The organism is Streptomyces sp. NPDC055189 (assembly GCF_053606765.1).
The window spans coordinates 1-18,000 of sequence record NZ_JBSGSG010000040.1 but is presented as its reverse complement, the minus strand read 5'-3'; the positions used below and the strand labels follow the sequence as shown (position 1 = coordinate 18,000).

The following is an 18,000-nucleotide window of genomic DNA, read 5'->3' as shown; positions in this document are numbered from 1 at the left end:
AACTGGGAAAGGCTATTCGGGGGTTGCTGCGAGGGCGTGGCCCACCAGCGAGAGCAGCGACTCGATCACCGAGATCCGCTGCCGCGCGTCCATAATCAGCACCGGTATGTGCGGCGGGATCGTCAGCGCCTCACGGACGTCGGCGGGATCGAACTCCTCGGTGCCGTCGAAGTGGTTGACGGCCACGATGTACGGCAGACCGCAGCTCTCGAAGTAGTCGAGCGCGGGGAAGCAGTCGGGAAGCCGGCGGGTGTCGGCGAGGACGACGGCGCCGATCGCGCCACGCACCAGGTCGTCCCACATGAACCAGAAGCGCTGCTGCCCCGGCGTACCGAAGAGGTAGAGCACGAGGTCGTCGTCGAGCGTGATCCGGCCGAAGTCCATGGCGACCGTGGTCGTGGTCTTGTCCGGGGTCGACGTGAGGTCGTCCGTGTCCTCGCTCGCCTGCGTCATCAGCGCCTCCGTCTGGAGGGGCGTGATCTCGGAGACGGCCGTGACCAGGGTCGTCTTGCCGACGCCGAAGCCGCCCGCGACCACGATCTTCGTCGCGATCGGGGCCCGGGTACGGTCCGTCTGCCAGGCTTGGAGGTTCTCGTCCGGGTCGGGGCCCGGGTGACGGAGGTCAGAGACGGCGGAGTCCACTGAGCACCCTTTCCAGCAGTGCGCGGTCCGGCTGTCCCGGGCCGTGGCCCGTTCCGTACACGCGGATCTTTCCCTGGTCTGCGAGGTCGCTGAGCAGTACGCGGACCACGCCGAGCGGCATCTTCAAAAGCGCGGCGATCTCCGCGACCGTACGCATACGGCGGCAGATCTCGACGATGGCCCGCATCTCCGGCATGACGCGGGCGGTGGCGTTGCCCTGCGGCAGTTCGCGGCGCTCCTCGGGGGCTTCGAGGGCGGCGACGAACGTCTCGACGAGCAGGACGTGGCCGAAGCGGGTGCGTCCGCCGGTGAGCGAGTACGGGCGTACTCGGGCGGGTTTGCGGTCGCCGCCCCGCTGGGGCAGCTTGCCGGGCTTACTGCTCATCGGACGCTCTCCATCGACTGGCGCAGCTCACTGCGGAGTTCGGGGGTGAGGACATGCCCGGCGCGGCCCACGAAGAGCGCCATGTGGTACGCGACGACGCTCATGTCGCAGTCCGGGGTGGCGTGCACGCCGAGCAGCGAGCCGTCGCTGATCGACATCACGAAGAGGCTGCCCTCCTCCATGGCGACGACGGTCTGCTTGACCGCTCCCGCGTCCATCAGCTTGCCTGCGCCGATGCAGAGGGAGCCGAGGCCGGACACGATGGTGGCGAGGTCCGCGCTTGAGCCTTTGGGGCCCGAACTGTTGTCGACCGCCTGTTCGTTGTTGCGGGCGGGGTCGGAGGAGAGCAGGAGCAGTCCGTCGGAGGAGACCACCGCGACCGAAAGCAGGCCCGGCACCTCCTCGACGAGGTTCGTGAGCAGCCAGTGCAGGTTGCGGGCTTCGCTGCTCAGCCCGAACCCGGCGGTTCTCTCATTGGCGGTGGAAGTACTGCTTCCGCCGGAAGAACCGGGTGAGCGCATGGGCGCAGTCAACTACTTGCCTCCTCGACTGTGTCCCCCATGTTGTTTTCGGTCACTGCGGTCTCTGCGGTCTCTGCGGTCTCTGCGGTCTTTTCGTTGCGTTCGTTCAGCTCGGCCTCTACGTCTCGGCGACCGCTGACGGCTCCCTGGTGGAAGCCGCCGAGGCGCTTGCGCAGCGCTTCGGCGTCGACGGAGCCGCCGCGCGCCTTGGGCACGGTGGGCTCGGGCGCGGTGATCTTGGGCGTGCGCTTGGGCAGGCCCTTGTCGGTGACGCGCTCCCACTTGGGGGCGGGCTCGGACACCGGGGCGGGCTCGGGCTCGGGCTCGGCTTCCGGGATTTCCGCTTCCGGGGCCTCGGGGACCTGCGGGGCCTCCGGGGCCTCCGGGGCCTCCGGGGCCGGTGGAGGGGTCAGCTCCATGGTCGTCTCGGGCGAAGCTTCGGGCTCAGGATCAAGCTCCGGCTCCGGCTCCGGCTCCGGCTTCGACTCCGACTCCGGCTCAGGCTTCGGCTCCGCGTCAGCCTCCCGCACGGCGTGCTCCGCGGCCGCGATCAGCGGGTCCCCACCGGCCGTCACGGCGACGTTGCCCGACGACCGGCCCGGCAGCACATTGGAGTTCGCCTCGGCCTCGGAGCCCGGCAGGTGCACCGCGGGCGCCGCGCCGGCGACCGGGACACCGACCGGCGGCGCCCCCACCGCGGGTGCCGCGGCGAGGATCGACTTGGGCAGGACCACTACGGCGGCGATGCCACCCTGCTTCTGCTCGCGCAGCCGAACCCGCGCCCCGTGCCGCGCGGCGAGCCGGGCCACGACATAGAGGCCGAGCCCGAGCCCGTCCCCGCTCTCCTGGTCGTACGCGTCGTCCGGACGGAACTCCGCGAGGCGCGAGTTGAGCTCCTCCATGCGGTCCGGTGTGACACCTATGCCCTCGTCCTGCACGGAGAGCATGACCTCGCCGCTCTCCAGGAGCCAGCCGGAGACCTCGACGGAGGCGTCCGGCGGCGAGAACGAGGTCGCGTTCTCCAGGAGCTCGGCGACCAGGTGGCTGATGTCGTCCGCGGCGAAGCCCGCGACGTGCGCGTGCGGCGGCAGCGTGGCGATGCGCACCCGCTCGTACCGCTCGATCTCGCTGACGGCGGCGCGTACGACGTCGACCAGCGGAACCGGTCCCGGGTGCTGGTGGCCGTGCTCGGCACCGGCGAGGACCAGGAGGTTCTCGCTGTGGCGGCGCATGACCGTGGCGAAGTGGTCGAGCTTGAAGAGCGTGGCCAGGCGGTCGGGGTCCTGCTCGCGCTCCTCCAGGTTCTCGATGACGGCGAGCTGCCGCTCCACCAGGCCGAGGGTGCGCAGGGCGAGGTTCACGAACGTGCCGTGGATGGACTGGCGCACCCGCTCCAGGTGGGTGGCCGCCTCGGCGAGTTCGGCGCGCAGCTTCTCGCGTTCGTCGGCCATGGCCTGGCGCTTGCCGATGAGGTGCTTGCGGTCGGCTTCGAGCGTGGTCAGGCGCTCGGTGAGGGCCGCCGCGTGCTCGTGCAGCGCGTTGACGGACCGTACGACCTGGGCGAACTCGTCGTCGCGGCCGGTGAAGCGGATCGGCTCCTGGGGCGCGGGCTCGGTGGCGAGGCGCGCCGAGCCGATGCGCAGGACGGCGAGCGGACGGGTCAGGCTGCGGGCCATCGCCATCGAGACGCCGACCGCCACGAGCAGCGTGACGCCGATGAGCGCGACGCGGATCTCGAGGGCCGTCACGTCGTCGTCGCGCAGCTGGGCGAGGTCCTTGGTGCGCTGCACGGTGAGCGCGGACTCGGCGCCGCGCATCATCTCGATGCGGGCGGAGAGCGCGGTGTCGAGCTTCTTGCGGTCGTAGCCGCGCTCGGCAGTGGAGAGCGTGGGCTGGTCGGTGAGACGGGTGAGGTACTTCTCCGCCGTCGTCACCTCGCTGCCCGTGACCGTCGAGTCGTACGCGCTGCGGGCGCCGTCCGTGGCCGCGTCCCGGAAGTCGGCGAGGGCGGACTGTCCACGGACGTGGGCCTGCTGGCCCGCGGCGGTGAGGCCGTCGCGGGCCCGGCCCGCGGCGGGAGACTCGTCGACGACCGTGGTGGGCAGGCCGGTGACGGGGTCGAGGGTGGTGCTCGTCTCCGTGGAGCGCGGGACGGCGAGGGCGGCCAGGAGCAGACCGCGGGCGCTCGCCGCCTGTTCGACGGCGTGGTCGAGGTCGGAGAGTGCGTAGGCGCCGGAGCCCGCGCGGGGCGGGGTCTTCTCGGCGAGCTCGCGGGTGAGGCCGTGCAGTTCGGTGATGACGTCCGAGTACGCCGTGTGGGCTTCCAGAGCACTGCTCTTGCCGGTGAGCGCCGCTCTGCGTACGGCACCGATGTCGGCGAGGTCCTTGCGGAGCCCGGCCGGGGCGTCGGCCGTGCGCAGCTCCTCGATCTGACGGTCCACGCGGGCACTGCGGCTCTCGGAGAGCCCCTGGCCCTGCGGGCGGCCCGCCGCGATGAAGGAGGTGACCTCGTCGCGCTCGTCGGCCAGCGAGTGGCCGAGTGACACGGCGTCCCGGGTGCGCTCGGCGAGGGTCACCAGGCGCTGCGCGTCGCTCAGCTGCCCGGAGGCGGCCACGATGGCGGGCGCTCCGGCCCCGGCGATCGCCGCGGCCACGACGGCGACGGCGACGATCAGCCGATTGCGTACGCGCGCGGTGGGCTTGGCGTTGACGGACTTAGCGGGAGCCGAGGGCTTCGTGGGGCCCGCGTCGGCGGGGCTCTCCGGAGGCTTCGGACCGTCAGAAGCCGTTACACCGGGGGCGTTGTGCTCTCCCGCCGCGCTACCGGACGCCGGGTTCCCGGTCTCCGCGCTCGCTGTCGCCGCGCTCTCTGCCGCCGTCGCCGCATGCTCGGGCGAGCGCTCTGTTGGAGTGGTCGCGCCCGGCGTGGCTCCTTCGGGAGCCGTCTGCTTGCCCTTGCGCCCAGGCCGCATCTTCTGCACCGGTGCTCGCATTCTTGTTTTTCGTCTGCCCATGGGCCCGGGTGACGATCCGTCAACGCACGAGCCCCCCGGTACGGCTCCAGACCCTTCCAGTGCCGATGGGTGGCAGTCGTGCATCACATGCCTGGCCACCCGAAGGAGTGAACATCGGCGGGGAGTTGGCGAGCAAGTCCCGGCCCGGCCCGAAAGTCCCGCCCGCGGGGCGCCGGTTGGACGTCGACCGCAGGCTTTGGCAGGATGCGCCGCCACACGCCGCCGGAAGCGATCATTCCGACTGAAATCCGGCGTCTGACCTGCTGGTCCGGGCCAACCCCCGCCTGTTTTGCGGCCTCCGGACGACCTTGTGAAGGCCTCGTGCAGACTGGCGGCATGCGTATCGAACTCGCCACCGAGCCCGGAGACCCCGCTCGCCCCAACGAGGACTACGCGGCGGTCATGCTTCCCGCATCCGGACAGGGCGGATCGCTCGTCCTCCTGGACGGAGTGACTCCGCCCGTCGGCGACGACGGCTGTTCGCATTCCGTCCCGTGGTTCACCGCGCGACTCGGGGGCGCACTGGGGGAACTGTCCGTTTCACGGCGGGATATGACGCTCTCCGAGGTCCTCGCCGCGGCGATCGCACGCACCGCCGGCGCCCACCGCCAGTCCTGTGACCTTTCTCACCCGCGCACCCCTCAGGCAACCGTGGTTCTGGTGCGTTGGGACGACGAACAGGTCGAACACCTGGTCCTGTCCGACTCCGCGCTTCTCCTCGCGGGCCCGGACGGCAAGGTCACGCCGGTGCTCGACGAGCGCCTCGTGGAGCTGCCGCCGAGGATCGGCGAGATGCGCGACGCGGTGCGGGCGCTGCCCCGGGGCTCCGCCGAACGCGAGGTCGCGGGCCGCGCGTACGGCGCCGCGGTCGAGGCCCTCCGGAACGCGGAGGACGGCTTCTTCACGGCGGCGGCGGATCCGTCGGCGGCGGCACGGGCGGTAACCGGTACGTCCCCGCGTACCGAGGTGTTGGCGCTGGCCGCCCTGACGGACGGGGTCGGCCGCTGGGTCGAAACCTTCCGCGCGGGCGACTGGACGGAGTGCTTCGCGCTCCTGCGCAAGGAGGGGCCGCAGCGCATGGTGGACCGGGTGAGGGAGCTGGAGCGCGCCGACCCGGAGGGCACGGCACACCCCCGCGGGAAGCGCCATGACGACGCGGCTGTCGTTTACGCGGAGTTGTGAGGGGCGCGGCGGCGAGCTTTGACGGGGCTTTGTCTGCGGGTGCGTTGTGGCTGGTCGCGCAGTTCCCCGCGCCCCTGACGGGGCGCCCGTTGGGGGCGCGAGGAACGGCGCGAGCAACCACACCCAACCCGCGCCCGACGAACGACAGACGCCTCCCAAGGGGCGCGGGGAACTGCGCGAGCAACCCCAACGCACCCGCACCCGACGGACGGCGGTCAGCCCCGCAAGGGGCGCGGGGAACGGCGCGAGCAACCACAGCGCACCCGCAGCCAGAAACGCGCCCCAGACAAAGCAGCCCCCTCAAGACTCCGGCGACTCATTCAGCTGCCGCAGCAAGCGGGCGAGTTCAGCCACCTCAGCCCGATCCCACCCCGCCAGCTTCCGCACATACTGCTCCCGCCGAGCCGTCCGCACCGTACGGAACCGCGTCCTGCCCACCTCCGTGAGGTGGACCAGCCACGCGCGCCCGTCCGCGGGATCGGGCTCGCGGGCAACGAGGCCGAGCTCCTCCAGGGCCCGCAGCTGACGACTCATCGTCGCCTTGCCGACGCCGATGAACGCGGCGAGATCCGTGGCCCGCTGCGGACCCGAGTCGTCGAGGCAGACCAGCAGTCCGTACGCGGCGGGCTCCAGCTCGGGGTGGACCTGGCGCGCCATCTCCCCGGACGAGGCCCGCGCCCGGCGCAGGAGCAGCGTCAACTCACGCTCCAGGGAGAGGAACTCACGGTCGACAAGCCGCTCCACGCCCTCACCGCGCACGCCCTCCCTGTTCACGTCGGGTCCACCGTCGTTCTCGCCCTCGTGCACTTCAGCACCCATGGCACGCTTTCTTTCCGGATCAGGCAATTTTTCCCGCCCCGCACGGCGGCAGAGGCCCGCGTCGGCCCATCGCCGCAGCTGGACCAGTATTTCGTAACGCCCTGTGGCTCCACTCCGCGGACGCTGCCGCAGGAGTAGACCAACGGCAGGCACCGGACCCTCTTCCCGGGCACGGGTCTACGTGCGTAGCGTCGTTCGTGACATGTTCACACCACGAACCTGTCGACAGGTCCCCCCACGAGCTCCATCGAGCTCACCCGAGGCCTACGGAGGCACGTACATGCCCGTGCACAGACCCGGAACGCCCCGCCGCTCCCGCTGGTCAGCGGCCGCAGTCCTGCTCTCAGTCCTCTCCGCCCTCTCCCTCCTCCTCACCCTGCCGGGCGCCGCACAGGCCGCCGGCGGTGACGACGTACCGGCCCGCGGCACGGCCCGCATGGGCCAGGGCGTCATCGAGCACGACGGGCAGGGCAGTCTGCCGCCCGGAGGTGAAGCCGTACAGACCGAAGGCGTCGACGTCAGCAGCCACCAGGGCAACGTCGCCTGGGCCACGCTCTGGAACAGCGGCGTGAAGTGGTCCTACGTGAAGGCCACCGAGGGCACGTACTACAAGAACCCCTACTTCGCCCAGCAGTACAACGGTTCGTACAACGTGGGCATGATCCGCGGCGCCTACCACTTCGCGACGCCCGACACGACGAGCGGCGCCGCCCAGGCCAACTACTTCGTGGACAACGGCGGCGGCTGGTCGCGCGACGGCAAGACGCTGCCGGGCGCGCTCGACATCGAGTGGAACCCGTACGGGGCGGCCTGCTTCGGCAAGTCCCAGTCCGCGATGGTCACCTGGATCCGTGACTTCCTGAACCAGTACAAGGCGCGCACCGGACGCGACGCGGTGATCTACACGGCCACCAGCTGGTGGAAGCAGTGCACCGGCAACTACGGGGGCTTCGCCGCCAACAACCCGCTCTGGATCGCCCGTTACAACACCTCTCCGGGCGAGCTGCCGGCCGGCTGGGGCGTCCAGACGATGTGGCAGTACACCTCCACGGGCCCGACGGTCGGGGACCACAACAAGTTCAACGGCGCACTCGACAGGGTCAAGGCACTCGCCAACGGCTGAGCGGCACCCGCGGCACACCCTCCGCGCACGAGGGCCCGGAACCCCCTCCGGGGTCCCGGGCCCTCACTCACCCGGCCGCCCCCGTCACGCGGCGGCCGGAATCCGTACCTCGGCCTCGGTCAGGGCGAGGTCGAGCACCTGGCGGACGTCCGTCACCGGGTGCACGTCCAGCTTCTGAAGGATCTCCGCCGGGACGTCGTCCAGGTCGGCCTCGTTCCGCTTCGGGATGATCACCGTGGTGATCCCGGCGCGGTGCGCGGCGAGCAGCTTCTGCTTGACGCCGCCGATCGGCAGGACGCGCCCGGTCAGCGAGACCTCACCGGTCATGGCCACATCCGTACGGACGAGACGGCCGCTGAGCAGCGACGCGAGGGCGGTCGTCAGCGTGACGCCCGCGCTCGGCCCGTCCTTCGGGACGGCGCCCGCCGGGAAGTGGACGTGCACGCCGCGCTCCTTGAGATCGGCGACGGGCAGTTCCAGTTCCGCGCCGTGCGAGCGCAGGAAGCTCAGCGCGATCTGCGCCGACTCCTTCATGACGTCGCCGAGCTGGCCGGTGAGGGTGAGCCCGGAGGCTCCCGTCTCCGGGTCGGCGAGCGACGCCTCCACGAAGAGGACGTCGCCTCCCGCGCCGGTGACCGCGAGCCCGGTGGCCACGCCCGGCACCGCCGTGCGCCGCTCGGCCGGGTCCTGCGCCGACTCGGGCACGTGGTGCGGTCGCCCGATCAGGCCGCGCAGATCGTCCTCGCCGACGGTGAACGGCAACTCCTGCTCGCCCAGTTCGTGCTTCGCCGCGACCTTGCGGAGCAGCCGCGCCACGGACCGCTCCAGGTTCCGTACGCCCGCTTCCCGGGTGTACTCCCCCGCGAGCTTGCGCAGCGCGCTCTCGTCCAGGGTCACCTCGTCCGTCTGGAGACCCGCCCGCTCCAGCTGGCGCGGGAGCAGGTGGTCGCGGGCGATGACGACCTTCTCGTCCTCGGTGTATCCGTCGAGGCGCACGAGCTCCATGCGGTCGAGCAGTGCCTCGGGGATGGCCTCGATGACGTTCGCCGTGGCCAGGAACACCACGTCGCTCAGGTCGAGCTCGACCTCCAGGTAGTGGTCGCGGAAGGTGTGGTTCTGCGCCGGGTCGAGGACTTCGAGCAGGGCCGCGGCCGGGTCGCCGCGGAAGTCGGAACCCACCTTGTCGATCTCGTCGAGGAGCACGACCGGGTTCATGGACCCTGCCTCCTTGATGGCCCGCACGATGCGTCCTGGCAGCGCGCCGACGTACGTACGACGGTGTCCGCGGATCTCCGCCTCGTCGCGTACGCCGCCGAGCGCGACCCGCACGAACTTGCGGCCCATGGCGTGCGCGACGGATTCGCCCAGCGAGGTCTTGCCGACGCCAGGAGGGCCGACCAGGGCCAGCACTGCGCCACCGCGACGGCCGCCGACGACCCCGAGGCCGCGGTCGGCGCGCCGCTTGCGCACCGCGAGGTACTCGGTGATGCGCTCCTTCACGTCCTCCAGGCCCGCGTGCTCGGCGTCGAGGATGTTCTGGGCGCCCTTGATGTCGTACTCGTCCTCGGTCCGCTCGTTCCAGGGCAGTTCGAGGACGGTGTCCAGCCAGGTCCTGATCCAGGAGCCCTCGGGCGACTGGTCACTGGAACGCTCCAGCTTGTCGACTTCCTTGAGGGCGGCCTCGCGGACGTTCTCGGGGAGGTCGGCGGCCTCGACGCGGGTGCGGTAGTCGTCGGACTCCTCGCCGTCCTGCTCGCCGTTGATCTCGCGCAGTTCCTTGCGGACAGCGTCGAGCTGGCGCCGCAACAGGAACTCGCGCTGCTGCTTGTCGACGCCTTCCTGTACGTCCTTGGCGATGGACTCGGCGACGTCCTGCTCGGCGAGGTGCTCGCGCAGCTGCTCGGTGGCGAGCTTGAGGCGGGCGGCCGGGTCGTCGGTCTCCAGGAGCTGGATCTTCTGCTCGGTGGAGAGGAAGGGCGAGTATCCGGAATTGTCGGCGAGGGCCGAGACGTCGTCGATCTGCGTGACGCGGTCGACGACCTGCCAGGCGCCGCGCTTCTTCAGCCAGCTGGTGGCGAGCGCCTTGTACTCCTTGACCAGCTCGGTGACGGCACCGGGCAGAGGGTCGGGCACGGTCTCGTCGACCTTGGTGCCCTCCACCCAGAGCGCGGCACCCGGGCCGGTCGTCCCGGCACCGATCCGCACCCGGGAACGGCCGCGGATGAGAGCGCCGGGGTCTCCGTCGGAGAGGCGCCCGACCTGCTCGACGGTGCCGAGCACGCCGGTCGCGGCGTACGTCCCGTCGATGCGCGGAACAAGAAGGACCTGCGGCTTGCTGCCCCCATGGGAGCGGGCCGCCGCCTGGGCTGCCTCCACAGCGGCGCGTACGTCGGTGTCGGACAGGTCGAACGGAACCACCATGCCGGGCAGGACAACCTCGTCGTCGAGCGGCAGCACGGGCAGCGTGAGTGGTGTGGACGCTGTGGACTCAGAAGCCATGATCTCCCCTTCGGCATTCAAGTTGAGCTATGTGGACTCAATGCTCGTGAGTCCATGAATGTTCCCCAGGGGATGTTCGCTGTGAGCGATCGCTTGGATGAGGGGCTACGCGGAGACCGGGCGGATCACTTGAACGCGTACGGACGCCGCCGCAGCAGCGGCCACGTGGCGACACCGATCGTCAGGGCGAGCAGATGGCCCCAGTTCGTCATCGGGTCCGTGAACGCGATGAGGTCGTCGATCAGCATGCCGCCGAACCCGGCGAGCACCAGCCACCGCAGCCACGGCCTGAAGAGCCCGGCGAGCGCGCCGACGCTCGCCGCGACGCCGAAGCTGATTCCGTAGTCGAGGCGGTGCAGGGAGCTGTCGGGCAGATGGCCCGCGAGCACCGAGAGGCCGACGGGCACCTCGGTCGCGAGGGTGGCCACGACATGGCCGAGGAGGAAGACGCCGGCCGTGCGCAGCGGGCCGATGCGGCGCTCCAGGGCCGTGAGGACCAGCAGGAAGCCGATCGCGTACGGCGACGCGATGCCGCCCGCGATCCACAGCGCGCTGGCCACCAGGACGAGGAACGGCTCCTGCGTCAGGTGCGCCACGTCCGTGCTGGAGTGCCGGTGCAGGGCCGAGACAAGGGCCGGGTCCGCGTACTGCGCCAGGAGCGAGGTCAGGGCGAGGACGGCGGCATAGCCGAATGTGAAGGGCGTGCCCGTGGGGGTCGGCAGCAGGCGCCAGGGGCGCAGGCGGCTCGGGCTCGCCGGGCTTGCGGCGGCCGCGTCGGTCGCCGCGCAGGCCTCACGGGCACCGGCGGCAGCCGGCTCCCCGCGCTCCCGCTGACGCGGGATGCCGTCGAGGCCGGTCCTGGCGGTTTCCTCGGGCGCCGCGGGGGCAGCCGACGCACTCCGGTTCACGCTGAGGCGCTCCTTCTGTTCGCTCCACCCTCGGCCGACTTTTCGGGCGCTGTCCATGACCGGAGTCACGTGAGACACGAATCACATCAACCTCACAGGTCACATACGCGTCACGGGTCGCGGAACGCATATCCCGAGTCTCCCCCCGCCCCCTGCCGCGCACTCATACGCTGGCGACCATGCACACCCAGACCACCGCCCCCGTCGTCATCGACCGGCGCGAGGGGCCGTACGGCGAAGTCGTACTGCGGCGCCACGGTGCGCTGCTGCAGATCATCGCCAACGGCTGTTTCCTCATGGACACCTCGGACGGCCGCTCGGAGCGGCTGCTCGTCGACGCGGCGTACGACGCCCTGGACGACCGCCCCGAGCCCGCCCTGCTCATCGGCGGCCTGGGCGTCGGCTTCTCGCTGGCCCACGCGGCCGCCGACCCGCGCTGGGGCCGCATCTCCGTGGTGGAGCGGGAGCAGGCCATCATCGACTGGCACCGCGCGGGCCCGGACGCCCCGCTCGCCGGGCTCTCCGGCGCCGCGCTCGCCGATCCGCGTACGGAGATCCTGCACACAGACCTTCTGGCGCATCTGTCCGGCGCCGACTCCGCGTCCGGCACCACGCAGACGTACGACGCACTCTGTCTGGACATCGACAACGGCCCGGACTGGACGGTGACGGAGGACAACAACTCCCTCTATTCTGCTGCCGGTCTGGCGGCATGTCAGGTCCGCCTCAATCCCGGCGGAGTGCTCGCCGTATGGTCCGCGAAACCCTCGTCCGCTTTCGACGACGCTCTACGGAATGCCGGATTCCAGGCGGTACGGACGGAAGAGATCGCCGTTGCCCGAGGCGTACCGGACGTGGTTCATCTCGGCGTAAGGGCTGCGTAGCCGAGGTGCCTTCGCGACCCGTACTCTGCTGACCGAACACAAGCGATCAGTGTCAGGGGCGGGCGATGGAGCAGACACACACCTCCCACAACGGTGCGACGGCGGCGATGCCAGGCGCCCAGCGCCGGGTTCTGGTGGTCGAGGACGACCCGACGATCGTCGACGCCATCGCCGCCCGGCTACGTGCCGAGGGTTTCGTAGTGCAAACGGCGATGGACGGTCCTTCGGCGGTCGACACCGCGCAGGCTTGGCAGCCCGATCTGCTGATCCTGGACATCATGCTGCCGGGCTTCGACGGTCTCGAAGTGTGCCGTCGGGTACAGGCCCAGCGTCCGGTTCCCGTCCTCATGCTGACGGCCCGCGACGACGAGACGGACATGCTGGTCGGACTCGGCGTCGGCGCCGACGACTACATGACCAAGCCGTTCTCCATGCGGGAGCTGGCGGCCCGCGTGCACGTCCTGCTGCGCAGGGTCGAGCGGGCCGCGCTCGCCGCGACCACGCCGCGCAGCGGGATCCTGCGGCTCGGCGAGCTGGAGATCGACCACGCCCAGCGCCGGGTCAGGGTCCGCAGCGAGGACGTCCACCTGACGCCGACGGAGTTCGACCTCCTGGTCTGCCTGGCCAACACTCCGCGTGCGGTCCTTTCCCGCGAGCAGCTGCTCGCCGAGGTGTGGGACTGGGCGGACGCGTCGGGCACCCGGACCGTCGACAGCCACATCAAGGCACTGCGCCGGAAGATCGGCGCCGAGCGGATCCGCACGGTGCACGGCGTCGGTTACGCCCTGGAGACCCCGACCCCGTGAGGCGGGCCGTCCGATGAGTGGTCCCTTCGGCGGGCTCCGGCCGTTCTCCATCAAGACCAAGCTCGGCATGCTGGTCGTCGTCTCGGTCTTCATCACCACCGGTCTGCTGATGGTGGCCATGAAGACGCAGACCGAGCTGCGGTTCATCACGGTCTTCTCGGTGATCGCCACACTGCTGATCACGCAGTTCGTGGCGCACAGCCTCACCGCGCCGCTCGACGAGATGAACTCCGTCGCGCGCGCCGTCTCGCACGGCGACTACACGCGCCGGGTGCGCGGCGCCGACCGGCGCGACGAGCTGGGCGACGTGGCCACCACGATCAACCGCATGGCGGACGACCTGGAGGCCCAGGACCAGCAGCGCAAGGAGCTGGTCGCCAACGTCTCGCACGAGCTGCGCACCCCCATCGCGGGCCTGCGCGCCGTCCTGGAGAACGTCGTCGACGGTGTGTCCGCCGCCGACCCGGAGACCATGCGTACGGCCCTGAAGCAGACGGAACGGCTCGGGCGGCTCGTGGAGACCCTGCTCGACCTCTCCCGCCTGGACAACGGCGTCGTACCGCTGCGGGCCCGCCGCTTCGAGGTGTGGCCCTACCTGTCGGGCGTCCTGAAGGAGGCCAACATGGTGGCCTCCGCCCGCGCGGGCATCGCGTCGGGCTCCGGCAGCCACACGCGCACCGACGTACACCTGCACCTGGACGTCACCCCGCCCGAGCTGACCGCGCACGCGGACGCCGAGCGGCTCCACCAGGTCGTGGCCAACCTCATCGACAACGCGGTCAAGCACAGCCCGCCGCACGGCCGCGTCACCGTGCGCGCCCGGCGCGGCCTCTATCCCGAGTCCCTGGACCTGGAGGTCCTGGACGAGGGCCCCGGCATCCCGGAGTCCGAGTGGCACCGGGTCTTCGAGCGCTTCAACCGCGGCAGCCACACGAACAGCCCTCCGCAGGGACCAGGCAGCGACGGCGGAACCGGGCTCGGGCTCGCCATCGCGCGCTGGGCGGTCGATCTGCACGGCGGGCACATCGGCGTGGCCGAATCCCCTCGCGGCTGCCGCATCCAGGTCACTCTTCCGGGCCTGCCCGAAGTGCGAGGTTGACGTAGGGTTCGAATCGGAAGCGATTCGCGGGCGCATCGGAAGCGCGCTCGGGTGAAGCCGCCGCGCAGGGCAAGGCCCGCGCGGCCATCTGGCGTTGCGGAACCTCGCTTGTTTCCCGCCAATAATGCCGCCGAAACCTTCCCTCCAGTGTGACTTACGCGACGGATCACGGGGCCGGTCTGCACCTGGCGGCAATGGAGGCGTAGCCTTAATTCCCGCTGTCCATCACCTTGTGAAGCGGAAGAGGGCGGTTACCGCCGTGTCGTCACAGTCCCCCAGTAGCTCGAGCATCTCGACCGACCAAGACGGTCAGGGCAAGGACCCTGCTGCTGCCTTCGGTCCCAATGAGTGGCTCGTCGACGAGATCTATCAGCAGTACCTCCAGGACCCGAATTCGGTCGACCGAGCCTGGTGGGACTTCTTCGCCGACTACAAGCCAGGAGCAGCGGGCGCGTCGCCTGCCGCGACCCCGGCCAAGCCGGCGGGTGACGCAGCCGCGGGGGCTGCGGCCACCACGTCCCCCGCAGCTCCTGCCGCACCCGCGGCCGCTCCGGCGGCCCCCGCGAAGCCCGCCGCGTCCGCCGCGCCCGCAGCCCCTGCTGCGAAGCCCGCGGCCGCCGCTCCGGCGCCCGCCGCCGCCAAGCCTGCCGCCGCAAAGCCCGCCGCCAAGGCGGAGCCCGCGACGGAGGCCCCGGCAGGCCCCGAGTACGTGACGCTGCGCGGCCCCGCCGCCGCGGTCGCGAAGAACATGAACGCCTCCGTGGAGGTCCCGACGGCAACGTCGGTCCGCGCGGTCCCGGTGAAGCTGCTCTTCGACAACCGCATCGTCATCAACAACCACCTCAAGCGCGCCCGCGGCGGGAAGATCTCCTTCACGCACCTCATCGGGTACGCGATGGTGCAGGCCATCAAGGCCATGCCGTCGATGAACTACTCCTTCGTGCAGAAGGACGGCAAGCCGACGCTGGTCAAGCCGGAGCACATCAACTTCGGCCTCGCCATCGACCTCGTGAAGCCCAACGGCGACCGCCAGCTGGTCGTCGCGGGCATCAAGAAGGCCGAGACGCTGAACTTCTTCGAGTTCTGGCAGGCCTACGAGGACATCGTCCGCCGCGCTCGCGACGGCAAGCTCGGCATGGACGACTTCACGGGTGTGACGGTCTCGCTGACCAACCCCGGCGGCCTCGGCACCGTCCACTCGGTCCCCCGCCTGATGCCCGGACAGTCGGTCATCATGGGCGTCGGCTCGATGGACTACCCCGCGGAGTTCCAGGGCACCTCCCAGGACACCCTGAACAAGCTCGGCATCTCGAAGGTCATGACGCTCACGTCGACCTACGACCACCGGGTCATCCAGGGCGCCGCCTCCGGCGAGTTCCTGCGGATCGTCGCGAACCTGCTGCTCGGCGAGTCCGAGTTCTACGACGAGATCTTCAAGGCGCTGCGCATCCCCTACGAGCCGGTCCGCTGGCTCAAGGACATCGACGCCTCGCACGACGACGACGTCACGAAGGCCGCCCGCGTCTTCGAGCTGATCCACTCCTACCGCGTCCGCGGCCACGTCATGGCCGACACGGACCCGCTGGAGTACAAGCAGCGCAAGCACCCCGACCTGGACATCACCGAGCACGGCCTCACCCTGTGGGACCTGGAGCGGGAGTTCGCGGTCGGCGGCTTCGCCGGCAAGTCGATGATGAAGCTGCGCGACGTCCTCGGCGTGCTGCGCGACTCGTACTGCCGCACCACCGGCATCGAGTTCATGCACATCCAGGACCCGAAGCAGCGCAAGTGGCTCCAGGACCGCATCGAGCGCACGCACGCCACGAAGCCCGAGCGCGAGGAGCAGCTGCGCATCCTGCGCAGGCTGAACGCCGCCGAGGCCTTCGAGACGTTCCTGCAGACGAAGTACGTCGGCCAGAAGCGCTTCTCCCTGGAGGGCGGCGAGTCCGTCATCCCGCTGCTCGACGCCGTCATCGACAGCGCCGCCGAGTCGCGCCTGGACGAGGTCGTCATCGGCATGGCCCACCGCGGCCGCCTGAACGTCCTCGCGAACATCGTGGGCAAGTCGTACGCCCAGATCTTCCGCGAGTTCGAGGGCAACATGGACCCCAAGTCCATGCACGGCTCCGGCGACGTGAAGTACCACCTGGGCGCCGAGGGCACCTTCACCGGCCTGGACGGCGAGCAGATCAAGGTCTCGCTCGCGGCGAACCCGTCCCACCTGGAGACGGTCGACCCGATCATCGAGGGCATCACCCGCGCCAAGCAGGACGTCATCAACAAGGGCGGCACGGACTTCACGGTCCTGCCCGTCGCCCTGCACGGTGACGCGGCCTTCGCGGGCCAGGGTGTGGTCGCCGAGACGCTCAACATGTCGCAGCTGCGCGGTTACCGCACGGGCGGCACGGTCCACATCGTCATCAACAACCAGGTCGGCTTCACCGCCGCCCCGGAGTCGTCGCGCTCCTCCATGTACGCCACCGACGTGGCCCGCATGATCGAGGCGCCGATCTTCCACGTGAACGGCGACGACCCCGAGGCCGTCGTCCGCATCGCGCGCCTCGCCTTCGAGTTCCGCCAGGCGTTCAACAAGGACGTGGTCATCGACCTCATCTGCTACCGCCGCCGCGGTCACAACGAGTCGGACAACCCGGCGTTCACGCAGCCGCTGATGTACGACCTGATCGACAAGAAGCGCTCGGTGCGCAAGCTCTACACCGAGTCCCTCATCGGTCGCGGCGACATCACCCTGGAAGAGGCCGAGCAGGCTCTCCAGGACTTCCAGGGACAGCTGGAGAAGGTCTTCACGGAGGTCCGCGAGGCCATCTCGCAGCCCGCCGAGGCCGAGGTCCCGGCCCCCGAGGCCGAGTTCCCGGTGAACGTCGACACCTCCATCACCCAGGAGGTCGTCAAGCGGATCGCCGAGTCCCAGGTCAACATCCCCGACCGGGTCACCGTCCACCCGCGTCTGCTGCCGCAGCTGCAGCGCCGCGCGTCGATGGTCGAGGAAGGCACGATCGACTGGGGCATGGGCGAGACCCTCGCCATCGGTTCGCTGCTCCTGGAGGGCACGCCGGTCCGCCTCTCGGGCCAGGACTCGCGTCGTGGCACGTTCGGCCAGCGTCACGCGGTCCTCATCGACCGCGAGACGGGCGAGGACTTCACCCCGCTCCTGTACCTCTCCGAGGACCAGGCCCGCTACAACGTCTACGACTCGCTCCTCTCCGAGTACGCGGTCATGGGCTTCGAGTACGGCTACTCGCTGGCCCGTCCCGAGTCCCTCGTGATGTGGGAAGCGCAGTTCGGTGACTTCGTCAACGGCGCGCAGACGGTGGTGGACGAGTACATCTCGGCCGCCGAGCAGAAGTGGAACCAGCACTCCGGCGTCACGCTGCTGCTGCCCCACGGCTACGAGGGCCAGGGCCCGGACCACTCGTCCGCCCGCATCGAGCGCTTCCTCCAGCTGTGCGCGCAGAACAACATGACGGTCGCGATGCCGACCCTTCCGTCGAACTACTTCCACCTCCTGCGGTGGCAGGTGCACAACCCGCACCACAAGCCGCTGGTGGTCTTCACCCCGAAGTCGATGCTGCGCCTCAAGGCGGCTGCCTCGAAGACGGAGGAGTTCACGACGGGTGGCTTCCGCCCGGTCATCGGCGACGACTCGGTCGAGGCGTCGGCGGTCCGCAAGGTCGTCTTCTGCTCCGGCAAGCTGTACTACGACCTCGAGGCCGAGCGGAAGAAGCGCGAGGTCACGGACACCGCGATCATCCGCATCGAGCGCCTGTACCCGCTGCCGGGTGCCGAGCTCCAGGCCGAGATCGCCAAGTACCCGAACGCCGAGAAGTACCTGTGGGCGCAGGAGGAGCCGGCGAACCAGGGCGCATGGCCCTTCATCGCCCTCAACCTCATCGACCACCTGGACCTGGCGGTCGGCGCGGACATCCCGCACGGCGAACGCCTGCGCCGCATCTCGCGGCCGCACGGCTCGTCCCCGGCGGTCGGCTCGAAGAAGCGTCACGAGCAGGAGCAGGAACAGCTTCTGCGCGAGGTCTTCGAGGCGTAAGCCTCGGGGTTCCTACGTCGGTGGGCCCGGCCCCGGGTGCTTGTCACCCGGG

General features: G+C 70.3%; 13 protein-coding genes. 6 read left to right on the top strand and 7 right to left on the bottom strand.

Annotated elements, in window-relative coordinates; genetic code table 11:
• Window positions 1-12 precede the first annotated feature (12 nt).
• The 4 genes from ACWFR3_RS25845 to ACWFR3_RS25830 are packed head-to-tail and all read right to left on the bottom strand — an operon-like array spanning window position 13 to window position 4,520.
• Window positions 13-642 carry a GTP-binding protein gene (locus tag ACWFR3_RS25845; protein WP_453737006.1) on the bottom strand — a complete coding sequence of 210 codons (630 nt, stop codon included), beginning with the start codon at window positions 640-642 and terminating at the stop codon, window positions 13-15.
• Entirely contained in the window at window positions 623-1,027 is a 405-nt protein-coding gene (locus tag ACWFR3_RS25840; protein ID WP_453737005.1) for a DUF742 domain-containing protein, read from the bottom strand. The genes ACWFR3_RS25845 and ACWFR3_RS25840 overlap by 20 nt, the downstream gene beginning before the upstream one ends.
• Window positions 1,024-1,548, bottom strand: coding sequence for a roadblock/LC7 domain-containing protein (locus ACWFR3_RS25835; protein ID WP_453737004.1), 525 nt, complete (start codon window positions 1,546-1,548; stop codon window positions 1,024-1,026). Before ACWFR3_RS25835 ends, ACWFR3_RS25840 begins: the two co-directional genes overlap by 4 nt.
• 8 nt (window positions 1,549-1,556) lie before the next feature.
• Window positions 1,557-4,520, bottom strand: coding sequence for a nitrate- and nitrite sensing domain-containing protein (locus tag ACWFR3_RS25830; RefSeq protein ID WP_453737003.1), 2,964 nt, complete (start codon window positions 4,518-4,520; stop codon window positions 1,557-1,559).
• A gap of 378 nt (window positions 4,521-4,898) precedes the next feature.
• Here ACWFR3_RS25830 and ACWFR3_RS25825 point away from each other — a divergent pair, with 378 nt between their 5' ends.
• Window positions 4,899-5,744 (top strand): protein phosphatase 2C domain-containing protein, encoded by an 846-nt coding sequence (locus tag ACWFR3_RS25825; RefSeq protein WP_453737002.1) that lies wholly within the window; start codon window positions 4,899-4,901, stop codon window positions 5,742-5,744.
• Window positions 5,745-6,044: 300 nt separating this feature from the next.
• Here ACWFR3_RS25825 and ACWFR3_RS25820 read toward each other — a convergent pair whose 3' ends face one another.
• Window positions 6,045-6,551, bottom strand: a complete 507-nt coding sequence (locus ACWFR3_RS25820; protein WP_453737051.1) for a MarR family winged helix-turn-helix transcriptional regulator — start codon at window positions 6,549-6,551, stop codon at window positions 6,045-6,047.
• A gap of 292 nt (window positions 6,552-6,843) precedes the next feature.
• Between ACWFR3_RS25820 and ACWFR3_RS25815 the strand changes: the two genes are divergently transcribed.
• Entirely contained in the window at window positions 6,844-7,686 is an 843-nt protein-coding gene (locus ACWFR3_RS25815) for a lysozyme (RefSeq protein WP_453737001.1), read from the top strand.
• An 84-nt stretch (window positions 7,687-7,770) separates the two neighbouring features.
• Here the strand turns inward: ACWFR3_RS25815 and lon are convergent, their stop codons facing one another.
• Both lon and ACWFR3_RS25805 read right to left on the bottom strand, forming a co-directional pair.
• Entirely contained in the window at window positions 7,771-10,185 is a 2,415-nt protein-coding gene (gene lon / locus ACWFR3_RS25810) for an endopeptidase La (RefSeq protein WP_453737000.1), read from the bottom strand.
• Window positions 10,186-10,310: 125 nt separating this feature from the next.
• Entirely contained in the window at window positions 10,311-11,093 is a 783-nt protein-coding gene (locus ACWFR3_RS25805; protein ID WP_453736999.1) for a rhomboid-like protein, read from the bottom strand.
• Between the two features lie 179 nt (window positions 11,094-11,272).
• Here ACWFR3_RS25805 and ACWFR3_RS25800 point away from each other — a divergent pair, with 179 nt between their 5' ends.
• The 4 genes from ACWFR3_RS25800 (at window position 11,273) to ACWFR3_RS25785 (ending at window position 17,948) form a co-directional block, all read left to right on the top strand.
• Window positions 11,273-11,977 carry a spermidine synthase gene (locus tag ACWFR3_RS25800; protein WP_453736998.1) on the top strand — a complete coding sequence of 235 codons (705 nt, stop codon included), beginning with the start codon at window positions 11,273-11,275 and terminating at the stop codon, window positions 11,975-11,977.
• Window positions 11,978-12,042: 65 nt separating this feature from the next.
• Window positions 12,043-12,783 (top strand): response regulator transcription factor, encoded by a 741-nt coding sequence (locus tag ACWFR3_RS25795; RefSeq protein ID WP_190081978.1) that lies wholly within the window; start codon window positions 12,043-12,045, stop codon window positions 12,781-12,783.
• Window positions 12,784-12,796: 13 nt separating this feature from the next.
• Complete coding sequence (locus ACWFR3_RS25790) at window positions 12,797-13,882, top strand: HAMP domain-containing sensor histidine kinase (protein ID WP_453736997.1); 1,086 nt, start codon at window positions 12,797-12,799, stop codon at window positions 13,880-13,882.
• 259 nt (window positions 13,883-14,141) lie between these two features.
• A complete protein-coding gene (locus ACWFR3_RS25785; RefSeq protein ID WP_453736996.1) occupies window positions 14,142-17,948 on the top strand; it encodes a multifunctional oxoglutarate decarboxylase/oxoglutarate dehydrogenase thiamine pyrophosphate-binding subunit/dihydrolipoyllysine-residue succinyltransferase subunit in 3,807 nt (1,268 codons plus the stop codon).
• Window positions 17,949-18,000 lie beyond the last annotated feature (52 nt).

Excerpts from the sequence above, each read along its gene's own strand:
- ACWFR3_RS25840 (WP_453737005.1), bottom strand. The coding sequence starts at position 1,027 with ATGAGCAGTAAGCCCGGCAAGCTGCCCCAGCGGGGCGGCGACCGCAAA.
- ACWFR3_RS25795 (WP_190081978.1), top strand. The coding sequence starts at position 12,043 with ATGGAGCAGACACACACCTCCCACAACGGTGCGACGGCGGCGATGCCA.
- ACWFR3_RS25830 (WP_453737003.1), bottom strand. The coding sequence starts at position 4,520 with ATGCGGCCTGGGCGCAAGGGCAAGCAGACGGCTCCCGAAGGAGCCACG.
- ACWFR3_RS25790 (WP_453736997.1), top strand. The coding sequence starts at position 12,797 with ATGAGTGGTCCCTTCGGCGGGCTCCGGCCGTTCTCCATCAAGACCAAG.
- ACWFR3_RS25835 (WP_453737004.1), bottom strand. The coding sequence starts at position 1,548 with ATGCGCTCACCCGGTTCTTCCGGCGGAAGCAGTACTTCCACCGCCAAT.
- ACWFR3_RS25815 (WP_453737001.1), top strand. The coding sequence starts at position 6,844 with ATGCCCGTGCACAGACCCGGAACGCCCCGCCGCTCCCGCTGGTCAGCG.
- ACWFR3_RS25800 (WP_453736998.1), top strand. The coding sequence starts at position 11,273 with ATGCACACCCAGACCACCGCCCCCGTCGTCATCGACCGGCGCGAGGGG.
- ACWFR3_RS25825 (WP_453737002.1), top strand. The coding sequence starts at position 4,899 with ATGCGTATCGAACTCGCCACCGAGCCCGGAGACCCCGCTCGCCCCAAC.
- lon (WP_453737000.1), bottom strand. The coding sequence starts at position 10,185 with ATGGCTTCTGAGTCCACAGCGTCCACACCACTCACGCTGCCCGTGCTG.